Origin of the sequence: Zunongwangia profunda SM-A87, assembly GCF_000023465.1 — a bacterium.
GTDB classification, from domain to species: Bacteria; Bacteroidota; Bacteroidia; order Flavobacteriales; family Flavobacteriaceae; genus Zunongwangia; species Zunongwangia profunda.
The window spans coordinates 1,186,258-1,203,325 of record NC_014041.1 but is presented as its reverse complement, the minus strand read 5'-3'; the positions used below and the strand labels follow the sequence as shown (position 1 = coordinate 1,203,325).

14 protein-coding genes are annotated in these 17,068 nt (G+C 35.7%); 7 read left to right on the top strand and 7 right to left on the bottom strand.

The window, feature by feature from the left end:
- Positions 1-2: 2 nt before the first annotated feature.
- From ZPR_RS05235 to ZPR_RS05215, 5 genes are read right to left on the bottom strand one after another with little or no spacing between them, the layout of a single operon-like run.
- Entirely contained in the window at positions 3-1,235 is a 1,233-nt protein-coding gene (locus tag ZPR_RS05235) for an ABC transporter ATP-binding protein (RefSeq protein ID WP_013070592.1), read from the bottom strand.
- Entirely contained in the window at positions 1,235-2,086 is an 852-nt protein-coding gene (locus ZPR_RS05230) for an ABC transporter permease (protein ID WP_013070591.1), read from the bottom strand. Before ZPR_RS05230 ends, ZPR_RS05235 begins: the two co-directional genes overlap by 1 nt.
- A 19-nt stretch (positions 2,087-2,105) precedes the next feature.
- Entirely contained in the window at positions 2,106-2,468 is a 363-nt protein-coding gene (locus tag ZPR_RS05225; protein WP_013070590.1) for a four helix bundle protein, read from the bottom strand.
- A 57-nt stretch (positions 2,469-2,525) separates the two neighbouring features.
- The gene (locus ZPR_RS05220) at positions 2,526-5,003 is read right to left on the bottom strand and encodes a polysaccharide biosynthesis tyrosine autokinase (RefSeq protein ID WP_013070589.1); all 2,478 of its coding nucleotides are present in this window, start codon (positions 5,001-5,003) and stop codon (positions 2,526-2,528) included.
- Positions 5,004-5,795 (bottom strand): polysaccharide biosynthesis/export family protein, encoded by a 792-nt coding sequence (locus tag ZPR_RS05215; protein ID WP_041578702.1) that lies wholly within the window; start codon positions 5,793-5,795, stop codon positions 5,004-5,006.
- Between the two features lie 107 nt (positions 5,796-5,902).
- Between ZPR_RS05215 and ZPR_RS05210 the strand changes: the two genes are divergently transcribed.
- Both ZPR_RS05210 and ZPR_RS05205 read left to right on the top strand, forming a co-directional pair.
- Positions 5,903-7,771 (top strand): ABC-F family ATP-binding cassette domain-containing protein, encoded by a 1,869-nt coding sequence (locus tag ZPR_RS05210; protein WP_013070587.1) that lies wholly within the window; start codon positions 5,903-5,905, stop codon positions 7,769-7,771.
- Positions 7,772-8,210: 439 nt separating this feature from the next.
- Positions 8,211-8,981, top strand: a complete 771-nt coding sequence (locus ZPR_RS05205; protein ID WP_013070586.1) for an O-methyltransferase — start codon at positions 8,211-8,213, stop codon at positions 8,979-8,981.
- On the opposite strand, the gene ZPR_RS05200 is transcribed toward ZPR_RS05205, so the two are convergent.
- Both ZPR_RS05200 and ZPR_RS05195 read right to left on the bottom strand, forming a co-directional pair.
- The gene (locus ZPR_RS05200) at positions 8,971-10,260 is read right to left on the bottom strand and encodes a glycosyltransferase family 39 protein (RefSeq protein ID WP_013070585.1); all 1,290 of its coding nucleotides are present in this window, start codon (positions 10,258-10,260) and stop codon (positions 8,971-8,973) included. The two genes, ZPR_RS05205 and ZPR_RS05200, sit on opposite strands and share 11 nt — an antisense overlap.
- A complete protein-coding gene (locus tag ZPR_RS05195; protein WP_013070584.1) occupies positions 10,260-10,976 on the bottom strand; it encodes a glycosyltransferase family 2 protein in 717 nt (238 codons plus the stop codon). Before ZPR_RS05195 ends, ZPR_RS05200 begins: the two co-directional genes overlap by 1 nt.
- A 100-nt stretch (positions 10,977-11,076) precedes the next feature.
- Between ZPR_RS05195 and ZPR_RS05190 the strand changes: the two genes are divergently transcribed.
- From ZPR_RS05190 to secA, 5 genes are all read left to right on the top strand, one after another.
- Complete coding sequence (locus ZPR_RS05190) at positions 11,077-11,781, top strand: ABC transporter ATP-binding protein (protein WP_013070583.1); 705 nt, start codon at positions 11,077-11,079, stop codon at positions 11,779-11,781.
- Between the two features lie 268 nt (positions 11,782-12,049).
- Positions 12,050-12,223 carry a hypothetical protein gene (locus ZPR_RS23350; protein WP_013070582.1) on the top strand — a complete coding sequence of 58 codons (174 nt, stop codon included), beginning with the start codon at positions 12,050-12,052 and terminating at the stop codon, positions 12,221-12,223.
- A 56-nt stretch (positions 12,224-12,279) separates the two neighbouring features.
- Entirely contained in the window at positions 12,280-12,852 is a 573-nt protein-coding gene (locus ZPR_RS05185; protein ID WP_013070581.1) for a cob(I)yrinic acid a,c-diamide adenosyltransferase, read from the top strand.
- Positions 12,853-13,099: 247 nt separating this feature from the next.
- Positions 13,100-13,321 (top strand): DUF2795 domain-containing protein, encoded by a 222-nt coding sequence (locus ZPR_RS05180; protein WP_013070580.1) that lies wholly within the window; start codon positions 13,100-13,102, stop codon positions 13,319-13,321.
- An 89-nt stretch (positions 13,322-13,410) separates the two neighbouring features.
- A complete protein-coding gene (secA, locus tag ZPR_RS05175; RefSeq protein WP_013070579.1) occupies positions 13,411-16,785 on the top strand; it encodes a preprotein translocase subunit SecA in 3,375 nt (1,124 codons plus the stop codon).
- The last annotated feature ends 283 nt before the right edge of the window (positions 16,786-17,068 follow it).

Genomic DNA, 17,068 nt, shown 5'->3' with positions numbered 1-17,068 from the left:
AATTATTCCCACTTATGATCTATTAGAAATTTTGATGGTATATTCTCGTATAAAATACCTTGATTGTAAAAATCTCCTTTTAAAATTTCAATTTTCAAAACATCTGCAATATGCTCAATTTTTTCTTTTCCATCTAGTAACAATACATTTACAGAATACCTACCTTCGGCCAATGGATTCTTATTGATAATACATCTATGTGGACTTTTTTTAACTAGTAATTCCCTAGGACTGAACTCACTTGAAAGATGTATAATTTTCTCACTTCTCGAATCATATAGACCAATATGTATATTAGGATTTGATAATTTCTCCAAATTTACAGTTATTTCAAAAATCATTTTGTCACCAGATAGTAAAATATTGTTACTATCAGAATTAACCACCCTCAAATGTTTTATATAATTTGAATTACTATTATCATAATTAAAAGCAAGATTACTTCTATTATCAGATAAGTAATTACTGATGGCTTCTCCTATACTTCCCTCGAAAAAAGTTTCCCCATTTTCCAAAACTATACCTCGTGTACATAAATTTTGAACACTCGCCATATTATGGCTTACAAAAAGCACCGTTCTTCCTTCTCCCGAAGAAAGATCCTGCATCTTCCCAATAGCTTTTTTCTGAAATTCAGCATCCCCAACGGCCAAAACCTCATCGACTACTAAAATTTCGGGCTCCAGGTGTGCTGCTACCGCAAAACCTAAACGAACCCGCATTCCGCTACTGTACCTTTTCACGGGTGTATCAATATACATTTCACAACCAGAGAAAGCGATAATTTCATCAATTTTAGTCTTGATTTCTGGCTTGGTCATTCCTAATATAGCGCCGTTAAGATATATATTTTCCTTTCCCGTAAGTTCTGGATGAAAACCCGTGCCCACTTCAAGCAAGGAAGCTATTCTACCTTTAGTTTTAATACTTCCTGTAGTCGGAGAAGTAACTCTGGATAATAATTTCAGTAATGTAGATTTGCCTGCGCCATTTTTTCCAATTATGCCTAAAACTTCCCCGGTTTTCACTTCAAAATTAATATCTCTTAAGGCCCAAACATAGTCTTCGCTGGCTTTAGCCGAGCGATCATTTACTGCTCCTACCTTTAAATAAGGATCTTCTTTACCTCTAATTTGATGCCACCATCTATTAAAATCATGGCTTAATGTACCTGTTCCTACCGTTCCTAAACGGTATTGCTTCGAAATATTTTCAGCTTTTAGTATGACACTCATTATACCGTATCTATAAAATTCTTTTCCGTTTTATTAAATATTATTAAGCCGATGATAAAAAGCATGATACTTATTCCTACGGTATACAGAAACGAACCTAAATTAAAAATCCCTTCATCTAAAATCATATATCGAAATCCCTCTATAATCTGCGTTAAAGGATTTAAACGAACGATCCAGGCAATATCTGGCATCTTTGCTTCCACCTGGCTTAATGGATATGGAACAGCCGATATATACACTAATAAAGATGTGGCAAAACCTATTAAAACGGTAAGATCTCGATACTTTGTAGTCATTGCGGAAATAATCATTCCAAAGCCCAATCCTATAAGCGCCATTAATAAGACATATACAGGGAATAAAATAAGATTAGAATTAGGAGCAACTGAACTTCCTTGATAAATAAAATAGCAATAGAACACAATTAGAATAAGAATCTGAATTCCGAACTTCACTAAACCAGCAATCACTTTACTCAATGGTACAATAACCCGGGGAAAATACACCTTTCCAAATAACGCCGCATTTTGATTAAAGGTATTAGAAGTACTCGTAAAACATTGATTAAAATAATTCCATGCTGTGATTCCGGTTAAGTTAAATAAGAAATTTGGAACATTCCCCGTCGAAACACTAGCAATATTATTGAACACCAGGGTATAAATAACCGAAGTAAACAAAGGTTGAATAAAAAACCAAAGCGGACCAAGTATAGTTTGTTTGTAAACTGTTGTGATATCACGCTTTACGAACAAAATCAACAAGTCCCTATAACGCCAAATTTCCTGAAAATTAAGATTAATTAATTTTCGCTTCGGCGAAATTTCATATAACCAATTATCATTCATAGCTTCAGTCAATTGGTGATTAGTGATTAGTGATTTGGCGATTCTTTATATAACTTCTAAAACCAATTAATAATTTCCTAGTTTCAGTTATTAGTTGGAATGTATCGTCTACATCCGAGATAAAATTAAGTCTATATGCTATTTCAAATTGAGTTTCAACTTCAGCTAGAGATCCTAAGGATACATTCAAAAAATAGAGTAATTCCTTATCACTATTCCTACCAGATCCTTCAGCTATATTTGAAACAACTGAAACTGATGCCCTTCTAAGCTGATTTGTTAAACCATACATTTCACTAACAGGAAAATTGGCAGAAATTTTATAAGTAACCTCCACCAGTTCCATACTTTTTTTCCACACTTCCAAATCCTTATGATCCATTAAAAAATTAAATTAATTTCACTATTCACCATTAACAATTCACTAATCACTAAAGACCTACTCAAACTTCTGCTTAATTTTTCTCCACGATCTTTTAAGCTGAGATAATTTTGATGGCGCTTCTCCGTAACCATTATTATAACGATTATAACCATAACCATAACCATAACCATAACCATAGCCATAGCCGTAACCATAGCCGTAACCATACTTTGCCCTATGCACAAAGTGGTTTAATACAAAACTGATGTTTTTTATTTCTCCCTTTGCATATTTCTGATTAATTGACTCTAACATACCTCTTTTGGTATAATCCTGTCTCACCATATAAATGGTAGCATCTGTATGCTTCACTAAATTTAAAGCATCAGCAACTAAGCCAATAGGTGGTGTATCTAAAATAATGTAATCATAGTTTTCACGAAGTTCCTTTATAAGAACTTCCATCTGGTCGTTCATTAATAGCTCTGATGGATTCGGAGGCACCGGCCCGGCAGTAATAACATCTAAATAGGGAATCTTACTGTGCTGAATAACTTCTTTAGAGGTGGCATCCTGTATTAAATAATTACTTACTCCAAGATCATTATTCAATCCGAAATCATCAAAGATTTTCGGTTTCCGTAAATCAAGTCCTACCAGGATTGTTTTCCGCTCACTCATCGCAAATACCGTTGCCATGTTCATCGCGCAAAAGGTTTTCCCTTCTCCCGAAACTGAAGAGGTAATCAATAATGTTTTTGCACCTTCTACTCCCTGCTTTTTATACATAAACTGTAAACTAGACCTTAGCCCCCTAAACCCTTCAGAAATCGAGGATTTGGGACTTTCAAAAACCGCCAGGCTACTATCCATTTTACTTTTACCTATCATTCCTAAAATAGGAATAGGTGATAATCGCTCTACCTCTTGCGCATTATGAATATTAGTATTTAAAAACACCAGTAAAAACACAAAGGTCAACGGAATAACTCCCCCAACCATGACGGCCATTACATAATTTAACTGGGTATTGGGTCCTATCTTTCCACCTCCAATATCTTTTGCTTTGTCTATGATAAGTACATCACTCACATTCGCCGCCTTTATCAGTCCGGCTTCATTTCGCTTTTCTAAAAAAAGATTATAGGTACTTTCACTAATATTGTATTTACGTTGAATTTTAAGTAAATCCTGTTCTTCCTTTGGTAATTCCCGTATTTGCTTTTCTGCATTCGAAATACGTCCGTTCACATCCCTGATCTCTTGTTCTAAAAGACCTCGTGAACTATTTATATTTTCGAGTAAAACCGACTTTACACTATTTATCTGTCGGTCGATATCAGCAAAAATAGGAGCGCCTTCTTTCAAACTATACTGGTAATTACTACGTTCTTCAGCCAGCGTAATCAACCTGGCTACTGCCGATGAAATACTTCCTTCACTTATTCCTGCTACAGATGGTGCGGGGATATTGGAATAATCAGTACGAGTTTCAAGATACGTTTTCAGCGTTCTATAATACGATAACTGGCGTTCGATTTCTTCTTTTCTGGAGTCTAATTCAAGTAGTTTAGATGATAATTGTCGACTTTCAGCCGAAATATCCAAAATCTCATTATCATTTTTATAAGAATTCAACTCATTTTCTACCAATCTTAATTCTCTGGACTTTACATTTAAGCTACTATCGATAAAGGCAATAGTTTTAGTCGCAAAAAGATTTTTTCTGGCAAGCATATTATCACTAAGTACTTTTACCGAGCCATTTAGATAATCGACTATTCTTGCCTTATTATTGCCCGTTTGAGCCAATTGTAATACGGAAGCTCCATTAGATTCTGGCTTTACCGCAACATTTTTATATCTGGACACCGCCGAATCAAAATTTAAAAAACTAATATAAAATTTTTCACCTTGTTGTAAAGCATTGTCATTACGCGCAATAACCGCATTTAGAAATGGAGTGTTGATTTTTTCACCAAACTGAAATTGCTTATTGAATGCTGTTTCCCCAATATTTCTTCCTTCCTTTTCTTTTGATCCATAAGACTGAACCGTAAAATTATTTGGAATAGCAGCCGAAATATTAAAATGTTCATCGTCTACAATCTGAACGGTATAATCTATACCAATAGCCTGAAACTTGCTGGTATCTGCTATAACCTCAAAAGGGGTGCTACCATAGGCATCTACTCTTTGATACTCACCATCCTCTTTGTAATCTATATAAAATCCCAGCCGCTCTACGACTTCTTCATTATGTGTTCTGGACCCTAAAATTGTTATAGCCGTATTTACTTTATCTGAAGTTCCACCCCAGTTAAACGTCAAACTGGTGTTACTGGTAAAAAATGGATTTTGATCATCTTTTATAGAAATTAAATTCTCTAAGCGATAAACCGGTAACTTTCGCACATTATTATAATAAGCTACTGCCAGACTTACCGTAATAGAGAATAAAATAAGCTTCCAGTAACTTATAACTTTAAGAACAAAGCCCTTAAAATCGAAGGTGGAACCAACATCTGATATGTGATCTTCTTCATGCGCCATCTAAAATCTTGTAAAAAGTAATATTGATGTTGATATTAAAGAGATTACGGTTCCTATGGTTCTAAAACTTTCTATCCCTGTAGTTCCCGCACCCAATGATTTTTGCGGTAATGGATCTACAATAATTAGATCGTTTGGTTGAATATAATAATATTCGCTTTTTACGGCATCCAAATTTGTAAGATCGATATGATGTACTTCTTCCCCATGCGGATATTGCCGTAAAATTTTGACATCTTCCCGATTCCCTACATCACTTATCCCCCCTGCATTTGCAATAGCTTCCATAATAGTAACACGTTCTTTATACAAAACATTACTACCGGCACCTATCTCTCCTATAGTCGTATAGCGTATTCCTGCCAATTTAACGGTAACAAAAATATTAGCCTCTTGCTTAAAATATTCAGATAAAAGTCGCTCTTCTATTCGCTCCCTAATTTCTTCAACTGTATAGCCCATTACATTTACTTCACCTAAAGTAGGTACTCGAATATTACCATGTTCGTCTACAGAAAAACCATCATAGTACATTCTTTCTTCTCCTGTAGCATTAACATTACCTTCATCTATAGGGTTAAACATCCCCACAATGTCCTGATCTAAAGCTTTTACTCGTATACTCAGAAGATCCCCTACCTGCACACGATAAGGTTTATTTAAACGGTGAACTTCAACGATACTATCCACACTAGCTTTCTCTTCCTGTAAATAAGATAACTTTTTTGTAGAAATACACGAGGTCGACAATAATAAAAGTGAAAGCACTAAGAATACTAAATATCTCTGCATAGGGGTATTTGCAAATTTTTAACAAATATAATTCTTGCTGATTAATAATAAAATAATTAACATCAATCTCGATAATTTAACTTTATTTGCGGATAAACTGATCAATTGTGAATTACCTTTCTGTTGAAAATATTGCGAAGTCCTACGGCGAGCGTGTTTTATTTACGAATATCTCCTTCGGAATTAATGAGGGGCAAAAAGTTGGCTTTGTAGCTAAAAATGGTACGGGAAAAACTTCCCTGCTAAATATTCTGGCCGGATTTGATACGCCAGATGAAGGAAATGTGGTCTATCGTAAAAATATTAAAACTGCGTTTTTACCGCAGGAACCCGACCTAAATCCTAATTTAACGGTAGAGCAAACCATTTTCTCTTCGGAAAACGAAACGCTTGAAATCATAAAACGTTACGAAGCTGCCCTGGAAGATCCATCAGATACTGAAGCTTATCAAAAAGCTTTTGAGGACATGGAAGCTGCACAGGCCTGGGATTTTGAAACTCAGTATAAACAGATCTTATTTCAGCTTAAACTGGAAGATTTACAAAAAGAAGTAAAAAACCTTTCCGGAGGGCAAAAAAAGCGACTGGCCTTAGCCAATATGCTGCTACAAAAACCTGATTTTATAATCATGGATGAGCCTACCAACCATCTTGACCTGGATATGATTGAATGGCTGGAAGAATTCTTTAGGAAAGAGAATTTTACCATTTTCATGGTAACTCACGATCGCTATTTCCTGGAGCGGGTGTGTAATGAGATTGTAGAACTGGATGAAGGCCAGCTTTATACCTACAAAGGAAATTATTCCTATTATTTAGATAAAAAAGAATCCAGGATTGAACTGGAAAACACCAATACCGAAAAGGCGAAACAGCTTTTTAAAAAAGAACTGGATTGGATGCGCCGCCAGCCTAAAGCGCGTACCACAAAATCGAAATCAAGAATCGATGATTTTCACGAAATAAAGGATCGTGCTTCTAAACGACGTAAAGACCACGAGGTGCAACTGGAAATTAATATGGAACGATTGGGCAGTAAAATGGTCGAACTCCATAACATTTCCAAGAGTTTCGAAAACAAAACACTTTTCGAAAATTTTGATTATAACTTCCAGAAAGGAGAACGCGCCGGGATTATAGGTAAAAACGGTACCGGAAAATCGACATTTTTAAATATTCTTACCGGCGAAATAAAGCCAGATACCGGGAAAGTCGTAGTAGGCGAAACCATTAAATTTGGTTATTACACCCAACGCGGTATCGAAGTTAAACCAGGGCAGAAAGTAATCGATGTGATTCGTGAATTTGGGGATTACATTCCGCTAAAAAAGGGAAGGCAAATTTCTGCGCAGCAATTATTAGAGCGTTTTCTTTTCGATCGTAAAAAGCAGTATGATTTTGTAGAAAAGCTTAGTGGTGGCGAAAAAAAACGATTGTATTTGTGTACCGTTTTGATTCAAAACCCAAACTTTTTAATCCTGGATGAACCTACCAATGATCTGGATATTGTTACCCTTAATGTTTTAGAAAGCTTTCTTTTAGATTACCCGGGATGTTTATTGGTCGTTTCCCACGATCGTTATTTTATGGATAAAATCGTAGATCATCTTTTTGTTTTCCCTGGAAATCAACAAATCGAAGATTTCCCTGGAAATTATTCAGATTATCGTGCCTATGAAGGGAGTATTGCTACTTCAGAAGAAAAAAACGAAACCTCAGAAAAGACTACTAAAAGCGATTGGAAAGACAATAGTACGGGATCTAAACTGAGTTACAACGAACAAAAAGAATATCAAAAATTAGAAAAGGAAATTGCTAAGCTCGAAAAGAAAAAAGAAGAAGTTCAGAAAAAGTTTCTTGAAGAGATGAGCGGAGAAGAAATCGACAATACCTCTTTAGCCTTAAAAGACATTGAAAAACAAATCGAAACCAAAACCGAACGATGGTTCGAGCTGATGGAGAAAATGGAGAGTTAGCATTTAGAAAATAGAATAGAATTTACTTTGCTGTTAAAATCAGGATTATACTCATGGTCCTAATTTAGATGAGATCATGTGGTGATTTGAAAATTTGATGATGGATTTTTTAATTTTGAATGTTGAATCTTAAATTTTGAATTCTCTGAAAGCTAATTTTTTATTGATAACTGTAGATTGACGGCTACCACTCCCGGAACTTCGATACGATTTCTAAGAAATCACTCAGTGCACCAGGCTAACGACGGTTGAGTCATTTTAAAAAGAACAATAAATCGAAGCTATAGTGGTGAACGGGGATAAGTTAGAACGTTTTAAGTAGAAAGTAAAAAGGGAGAATCAGGAATCAGGAATCAGGATAAAATTTTGAATTACTTTGAGTTGAGAGCTGACAGCTTAGAGCTAAAAAACTGTAAACCGTTAAACTATAAAAAAAACATTGCACCAATTAAAAGCTTATATAAAATTCCTTTTTTCGTCACAAAACCAACACGGCTTACACTCTCCTTTTGTTTACGATTTGGTGACCAACTGCTTTTACGATAAAAAAAAATATCCGGAATATACCAAAATTAGGAATTACAAAACCGAGCTCTTAACTAACCAAACAGAAATTGAAGTAACCGATTTTGGTGCCGGTAGCCGAATTTTTAAAAGCAATCATAGAACGGTTTCTAAAATCGCTAAAGTAGCCGGAATCACTTCAAAAAAAGCAAAATTCTTATTCAGGATCACTCAATATCTTCAGTTGAAGAATTGTTTGGAACTTGGCACCAGCCTGGGAATTGCCTCTGCAGCCATTGCTTCCGCTGAAAAAGCAAGATTGATTACGGTTGAAGGTTGCCCGGAAACCGCAAAGATCGCCCGGCAGCATTTCGAGAAATTCGGCCTAAAAAATATTGATCTCAAGATTGGTGAATTTCAGCACTATTTACCTGATTTCATAAATTCGGAAAAACTCGATTTAATTTACTTCGACGGTAATCATCAAAAAGCCGCTACCCTTCAGTATTTCGAAATATTGCTACCCACAGCGCATAATGATTCGGTTTTTATTTTTGACGATATTCACCTTTCCGAAGAAATGGAAGAGGCCTGGAAAGAAATTAAGAAACATCCTAAAGTGCAGGTGACGATCGACACTTTTTATTTAGGCCTGGTATTCTTCCGCAGGGAACAGGCAAAACAAGATTTTACAATTAGATTGTAACTCTATTACTTGTACGAAAGAACTTTATGTAAATAAATTGAATTACAAAGGCTAAAAAAAATAATTCTAATGCAGATTGTGGCACTCTAAATCTAAAACCTGAATATGTAATTATTGTAATACAAATGGTAGAAAAAATTAGGGTTAAAGACAGGACTCTAGTGATTTTGTTCTTTAAAAAGAGAACGAAAATCATGGCTAAAAAACCTAAAACATGATAAAGAACTCTACCTTTTTCTAATACACCTGCTTTGCTATGTTCTGCTAAAGGATTGAACGCGCTTTTCAATTTTTTAAAAATTATTGGTAAAATTAATTTCTTATTAGTTTTAATAAAGTTTGCCGTAGCATCTTTGTATAATTGCATTTTTCCAACCTCATTATTTTCATAATTTTCTTGTTTCTCGTAATGAAGTAGAACCAAGGTTTCATCAGCTAAATCTCCATTCACATTATTATGCAGCTTTAATACACCTTTATTCCAGCCTTTAGCCATAACTGCACCGGTAGATGTAGTTAATAACAATGAGTTTGTTTCCAAAACCAAGCAATTTCTCAACACCCAACTTAACGGAAGGATGAGCATGAAAATTCCTCCAACAATAAAACTTCTGAAATTAATTTGTTTAAAAACTAAAAGAAAAAGAAATGCTAAAAATGGAAAAAATAAAAAATAAGGGTGACAGACAATGATTAGTCCTCCTACTATAGCGATTTGGATTATTTTTTTATTTGATTTTAATGCTTTTTTTTGAGTTATAAAGTATAAAAAAGTAGTAAATAGAAATAGTGTTATAGGTTCAGAAAGAAAAACACGACTATAGATTTGCCAGCTTGGGCTTACAGCGTATAAAAACACTGATATTACAATTGGCCAATAGTCAAAACGAAGATTTTTGAGAGTTCTAAAAAACAAAAAGCAACCCAAAACATGCAATAATATTTTAAATATTATAAGATAGGTCAATTTAAACCCAAAAAGAAAAAATATAGAAGCTATAATATACGGCCAAAATGGGGGGCGCCAGGTGCTATATGTTTTAAAGGCATAATCTTTATTATTTATATCCCCTGACTTAAAGTCTTTTAATAAATCTCCATATTCTAAGTCTAGATGCCCATAATTTCCAGTTTTCAAAACTGATACTGCGAGATGGACATAATCTAAGGCATCCCCATATGTTTTATATTTTTCTTTTTCAGCTACTCTAAAATTATAAATTAAAATAAATAGAGTTATAACAGCTAAAAAAAATGGAATTACTTTTTTAGCATTCATTACTTTGATATTGTATTATATTTCAACACACACCACAAAGCTCTAAAACCGTCTTTCCAATTTATTTTCTTTCCCTCCTTATACGTTCTTCCGTAATAAGAGATCCCAACCTCATATATTCGAACATCTGGCCATCTACTCATTTTAGCAGTAACTTCAGGTTCAAAGCCAAATCGTTCTTCTTTAAGTTCCAAACTCTTAAGAATATCTGCTCTAAATAATTTATAGCACGTTTCCATATCCGTAAGATTCAGGTTGGTAAAAGCATTGCTTAAAAGGGTAAGAAATTTATTTCCTATTGTGTGCCAGAAAAACAATATACGATGAGCATTGCCCCCCATAAACCTAGAGCCATAAACTACATCTCCCTTTCCCTGCATTACAGGTTTCAATAAGATATTAAATTCATTTGGATCATACTCCAAATCGGCATCCTGTACAATAATAAAATCTCCTTTACAATTTGCTATACCCTTATGTAAAGCCGCTCCTTTACCTTTATTCATAGCTTGTTCGAGAAGGTTTATATTTACATCCTTGTTGTCGGCTATAAATGATTTAACCAGTTTCACCGTATTATCCTTGGAGCAATCATCTATAACTAAAATTTCTGTACTAATATTATAATCCAACTTAAGATGCTTAAGCTCATTTAACACTTCAATTATAGTATTCTCCTCGTTATATGCAGGAACTAAAATGGATAAAGTTTTCAATTATTGAGAGATATCAAATTTTCGACTAAAATATAGAATTTATTTATTTAATGTAACAAAAACCAAATCCCTGCGTCATATTCATATAAACTGGTTTTCTATGAGCAAGAAGGTTATCGAAATTAGAAATATTATTCGAAATTTCCCTTTAGGGCAAGAAATTGTAAAAGTGCTTAAAGGTATCGATCTGGATATTGATCGTGGTGAATATGTAGCATTCATGGGGCCTTCGGGATCGGGAAAATCAACTTTAATGAACTTATTGGGTTGTTTGGATACGCCTACCGGCGGTTCCTATATCTTAAATGGAAAAGATGTAAGTAAAATGACCGATAGTGAACTGGCGGAAGTACGGAACAAAGAAATTGGGTTTGTATTCCAGACCTTTAACTTGCTACCAAGAACCACTGCTTTAGATAATGTCGCGCTTCCCATGATTTATGCCGGCGCCTCTAAAGCCGACCGTAAAAAAAGGGCTGAAGAAGTTTTAACAAATGTGGGGCTCGGCGATCGTATGGATCATAAACCCAATCAACTTTCAGGAGGACAACGGCAACGTGTAGCTGTTGGACGGGCTTTAGTCAATAAACCTTCGATAATTCTTGCCGATGAACCAACGGGAAACCTGGATTCTAAAACCTCTGTAGAAATCATGAATCTTTTTGATGAAATCCACGCCGCGGGGAATACCGTTATTTTAGTTACGCACGAAGAAGATATTGCAGAACATGCTCATAGGATTATTCGCTTACGTGACGGAATTATTGAAAGTGATACCAGGAAAGAAGTAGTGAGTAGTGAGTAGTGAGTAGTGAGTAGTGAGTAGTGAGTAGTGAAAGATTGAAAATCAAATATTTACAGCACGCTTTATTTAAAATAATTTTCAACTTTCCAACTTTATAACTTTATAACTTTCAACTTCTTAAACAACCTCATCCCCTAATCTACTCGATAATTTCTAGCGTATTTTTCATACTTCAATTCAAACTGAACAAACTAACAGCTGATACTTACCGCTATTCGCTTTAAAGAAAAATCTTAACTTTGTATGTATAACGTAGAATCTTAAGCTTGTGTTCGATTTAGATCAGGAAACCTATATTTATCTTATCATCATTGCTATTGGATTGCTGGTATTTTCAATAGGTGCCAAGCAGCGAAAAAAAAGACGTAGCGAAAATCTGGATTTTCGAAGAAGATATCAGGCCCGCAAAAAAGAAGAAGAAAAAGAAAAAGAAACCAACTGAGTGGTGGCTAAACTTTGTAATTTCGCTTTTCAATACTCTTTTGAAAAAATTACCGAATGAAAATTTATACAAAAACAGGAGATAAAGGCACTACTGCTTTATTTGGTGGTACCCGCGTCCCTAAACATCATATACGTATTGAAAGCTACGGAACCGTAGATGAACTTAACGCTCATATTGGGCTTATTAGGGATCAGAAAATCGACGACACTACGGCTAAAGTTCTACTTGAAATTCAACATAAACTGTTTACTATTGGCGCTATACTGGCCACCGATCCAGAAAAGGCAACACTAAAAAATGGTAAATCCAGGCTAAACATTCCGCGTATCTCTGAAGAGGATATCCATTTACTGGAAACTGAAATGGATAGAATGAATGAAGAACTGCCTGAAATGACTCATTTCATATTACCGGGAGGGCATCAAAGCGTGTCATTCTGTCACATAGCCAGATGTGTATGCAGGCGTGCAGAGCGCTTAAGCACAGCCTTATATAATCAGGAAGCATTTGATGAAGAGGTTTTAAAATACTTAAACCGACTCTCTGACTACCTCTTTGTACTGGCACGACTATTGACTAAACAACTGCAAGCTGAAGAAATTAAATGGATTCCTGAAAATTCATAAAAATCAGCAACATTAAAAACCTGGGGCGAGCGCACGATGTATTAATCAGAAAATATTTTGATACTTTCGAGACCGTATATAAAAATTAAAACCTCAATGAGGGATTAAATGTAAAATATTGCTGTATTTGCTAGGCTTTTAGCGCTTTTGCTTATGTTCTTAACTATATTGAATAAAAAGCAGACTTTTTTCTTGGGTATTTCAGTAAAAAAATTATTTTTGCAGAAATTAAAAACCCGATTAACTAATGTACTGGACTTTAGAATTAGCATCTTATTTAAGTGATGCACCATGGCCGGCCACCAAAGATGAGTTAATTGATTACGCCATTAGAACCGGAGCACCACTAGAGGTAGTTGAAAACCTACAGGCCATTGAAGATGAAGGTGACTCTTATGATTCTATCGAAGAAATATGGCCCGATTATCCAACAGATGATGATTATCTGTGGAATGAAGATGAATATTAAATTACATTTGTACGCATAAAGTTAAAAGTCTCATTTATTAATGAGGCTTTTTTTTTGCTTACCTTTGAACCCGTAATAATAGAAAAACTATGAGTTTTTTAGAATCTGTATTAAAAGTATTTGTTGGCGACAAATCCAAAAAGGACGTCAAAGAAATACAACCTATTGTAAATAAAATTAAAGCGCTCGAAGCAGATTTTGAAGCATTGAGTTTAGACGAGCTTCGCGCTAAGACTACACATTTTAAATCAAAAATATCAGAAGCTTTAAAAGATGTAAATCAACAGATTGAAAATCTTGAAAAAGAAGCCGAAGAATCTGATGATATTACACGTAAAGAAGATATCTATGCCGAAATCGACGGACTTAAAGATAAGGCCTACGAAATTTCAGAAGGTGTTTTAAACGAAATTCTACCAGAAGCATTTGCTACCGTAAAGGAAACGGCAAAACGTTTTGCTGCCAATCCAACTTTAGAGGTTACCGCTTCTGCTTATGATCGCGAGATTTCCGCAGAAAAAGATTACGTTACCCTGGATGGTGATAAAGCGATTTGGAACAACTCCTGGGATGCAGCCGGTAAACCGGTAACCTGGGATATGGTTCATTATGATGTGCAGCTTATTGGTGGTGTGGCAATGCACCAGGGTAAAATTGCAGAGATGCAAACCGGGGAAGGTAAAACTCTTGTTGCAACCCTTCCTGTTTACTTAAACGCGCTTACCGGGAAAGGGGTTCACCTGGTAACGGTTAACGATTATCTGGCAAAACGTGATAGTGCCTGGATGGCACCCATATTCGAGTTTCACGGTCTAAGTGTAGATTGTATTGACTATCACCGCCCTAACTCGGCTTCCCGCAGAAAAGCTTATAATGCAGATATCACCTACGGAACCAACAACGAATTTGGTTTTGATTACCTAAGGGATAATATGTCGCACGCTCCAGACGATCTGGTACAACGTCCACATAATTATGCGATTGTCGATGAGGTCGATTCGGTTTTAATTGATGATGCCCGTACACCGCTTATTATTTCGGGACCTATTCCTAAAGGAAACATACATGAATTTGATCAGCTAAAACCAGCTGTTTCGAATATCTATGAAATTCAACGTAAAAAGGCTACAGAATTTCTTCAGGCAGCTAAAAAATTAATTACCGAAGGCGATCAAAAAGAAGGCGGACTTCAACTATTACGGGCTTACAGAGCACTCCCAAAGAATAAAGCCTTAATAAAATATTTGAGTCAGGAAGGTATAAAACAAATCCTTCAAAAAACTGAGAATCATTACATGCAGGATAATAACCGGGAAATGCCCAAGGTTGATGCCGAATTGTACTTTACCATTGAAGAAAAAAATAACCAGATCGATCTTACTGATAAAGGTATTGAATATCTTTCTGGACAGGATGATCCCAATTTCTTTGTCATGCCAGAAATTGGTATGGAAATCGCCAAAATCGAAAACGAAGGTCTTTCTAAAGAAGAAGAAGCAGAGAAGAAAGAAGAACTTTTCCGTGATTACAGCGTAAAAAGTGAACGTATTCATACACTGCGTCAGCTTTTAAAAGCCTACACCTTATTCGAAAAAGATACCGAGTATGTGGTGATGGACAATAAGGTAAAAATCGTAGACGAGCAAACCGGCCGTATTATGGACGGGCGTCGTTATAGCGACGGTTTACACCAGGCAATTGAAGCAAAAGAAAACGTAAAGATTGAAGATGCTACCCAAACTTTTGCTACAGTAACCCTTCAGAATTACTTTAGAATGTACCGTAAACTTTCGGGGATGACAGGTACCGCGGTTACTGAGGCTGGTGAATTCTGGGAAATCTATAAATTAGACGTTGTTGAAATTCCAACAAACCGACCAATTGCCAGAAACGATAAAGACGATCTTGTTTACAAAACAAAACGTGAAAAATATAACGCAGTAATCGATCATGTAACCGACCTTTCTAAAGCAGGAAGACCAGTACTAATTGGTACCACTTCAGTAGAAATTTCTGAGCTTTTAAGTAGGATGCTTAAACTTAGAAATGTGCCTCACAATGTATTAAATGCAAAATTACATAAGAAGGAGGCCGATATTGTTGCTGAAGCGGGTAAAGGTGGTATCGTAACCATCGCCACTAACATGGCAGGTCGTGGTACTGATATTAAACTTTCTAAAGAAGTAAAAGAAGCCGGTGGTTTAGCGATTATTGGTACAGAACGTCATGATTCCCGTCGTGTAGACCGCCAGTTAAGAGGCCGTGCCGGTAGACAGGGAGATCCGGGTAGTTCTCAGTTCTATGTTTCTTTAGAAGATAACTTAATGCGTTTGTTTGGTTCTGAAAGAATAGCCAAACTTATGGATCGTATGGGACTGGAAGAAGGCGAAGTGATCCAGCATGGTATGATCTCTAAATCTATCGAAAGGGCTCAGAAAAAAGTTGAAGAAAACAACTTTGGTATTCGTAAACGTCTTTTAGAGTATGATGATGTAATGAATGCCCAACGTGAGGTAATTTATAAAAGACGTTACCATGCTTTATTTGGTGAGCGTTTACGTGTAGACCTTGCGAATATGATATTCGATATTTCTGAATTAATTTCTGAAACCAACAAGCAAGCGAATGATTATAAGAATTTCGAATTCGAATTGATTCGTTATTTCTCTATGAGTTCTCCGGTTTCTGAAGCTGACTTTGGAAAAATGAATGTTCAAAAAATTACCGCTGAAGTTTATAAAGCTGCCTACGAGCATTATCGTGAAAAAGTGAAGCATAGTGCTGCCAGAGCATATCCTGTAATCGAACAGGTGTACGAAGACGAAACGAATAACTTCGAGCGTATATCTGTACCTTTTTCTGACGGTCAAAAAACGCTCCAGGTAGTTACTAATCTTGAAAAAGCTTACGAAACCAAAGGCGAACAGCTAATAAAAGATTTCGAGAAAAATATCACCTTGGCCATTATCGATGATGCCTGGAAAACGCACCTTCGTAAAATGGACGAGTTGAAGCAAAGTGTTCAGCTGGCTGTACACGAGCAAAAAGACCCTTTATTAATTTACAAATTCGAAGCATTTGAATTGTTTAAAGCCATGCTTGAAGATGTAAATCGTGATGTGATTGGCTTCTTGTTTAAAGGAGAAATCCCGGAAGGAAACATGACTAACATCCATGAGGCCAGAAAACGCCGTCAAGAAAAAATTGAAGCCTCTAAAGAAGAAATTCAGAATCTTGATGAGCGTGCGGCGCAAAGTCGTGCAGCAGGGAATGCTGCCAGTGGTGCACAACAACCTCAACGTCCTCAGGTAACCGAGACTATAGTTCGTGAACAACCAAAAATTGGTCGTAACGATAAAGTGGTAATAAAACATGTCACTAAAGGTGAAAACAAAACCGTAAAATATAAGCAAGCTATTCCATTAATCGAAAGTGGTGAATGGGTTGTGGTTAAAAAAGCTTAATATTTTAATTTACCAGATATTGAAAAGCTGTCTTTTAAAAGGCAGCTTTTTTTATTTCATTTTTCGGTATTCGGTTCATGGTTTAACCTTGTATTATACGGTTTTCAAATCATCCGTACTCATATCACTACATTATCTCATTTTCAATAATCCATTGTCCATTGAATTTATATAGCCTTGCTTCCTGACTCTTGAATATTAAGTATACAAAGGCTACAGTCTATATGCTAATAGCAAGGCTTAAAACTAAAATTTCATCTTTACTAACCAGTCTTAAAAATGC

Excerpts from the sequence above, each read along its gene's own strand:
- secA (WP_013070579.1), top strand. The coding sequence starts at position 13,411 with ATGAGTTTTTTAGAATCTGTATTAAAAGTATTTGTTGGCGACAAATCC.
- ZPR_RS05225 (WP_013070590.1), bottom strand. The coding sequence starts at position 2,468 with ATGGATCATAAGGATTTGGAAGTGTGGAAAAAAAGTATGGAACTGGTG.
- ZPR_RS05235 (WP_013070592.1), bottom strand. The coding sequence starts at position 1,235 with ATGAGTGTCATACTAAAAGCTGAAAATATTTCGAAGCAATACCGTTTA.
- ZPR_RS05215 (WP_041578702.1), bottom strand. The coding sequence starts at position 5,795 with ATGCAGAGATATTTAGTATTCTTAGTGCTTTCACTTTTATTATTGTCG.
- ZPR_RS05190 (WP_013070583.1), top strand. The coding sequence starts at position 11,077 with ATGAGCAAGAAGGTTATCGAAATTAGAAATATTATTCGAAATTTCCCT.
- ZPR_RS05230 (WP_013070591.1), bottom strand. The coding sequence starts at position 2,086 with ATGAATGATAATTGGTTATATGAAATTTCGCCGAAGCGAAAATTAATT.
- ZPR_RS05185 (WP_013070581.1), top strand. The coding sequence starts at position 12,280 with ATGAAAATTTATACAAAAACAGGAGATAAAGGCACTACTGCTTTATTT.
- ZPR_RS05180 (WP_013070580.1), top strand. The coding sequence starts at position 13,100 with ATGTACTGGACTTTAGAATTAGCATCTTATTTAAGTGATGCACCATGG.
- ZPR_RS05220 (WP_013070589.1), bottom strand. The coding sequence starts at position 5,003 with ATGGCGCATGAAGAAGATCACATATCAGATGTTGGTTCCACCTTCGAT.
- ZPR_RS05200 (WP_013070585.1), bottom strand. The coding sequence starts at position 10,260 with ATGAATGCTAAAAAAGTAATTCCATTTTTTTTAGCTGTTATAACTCTA.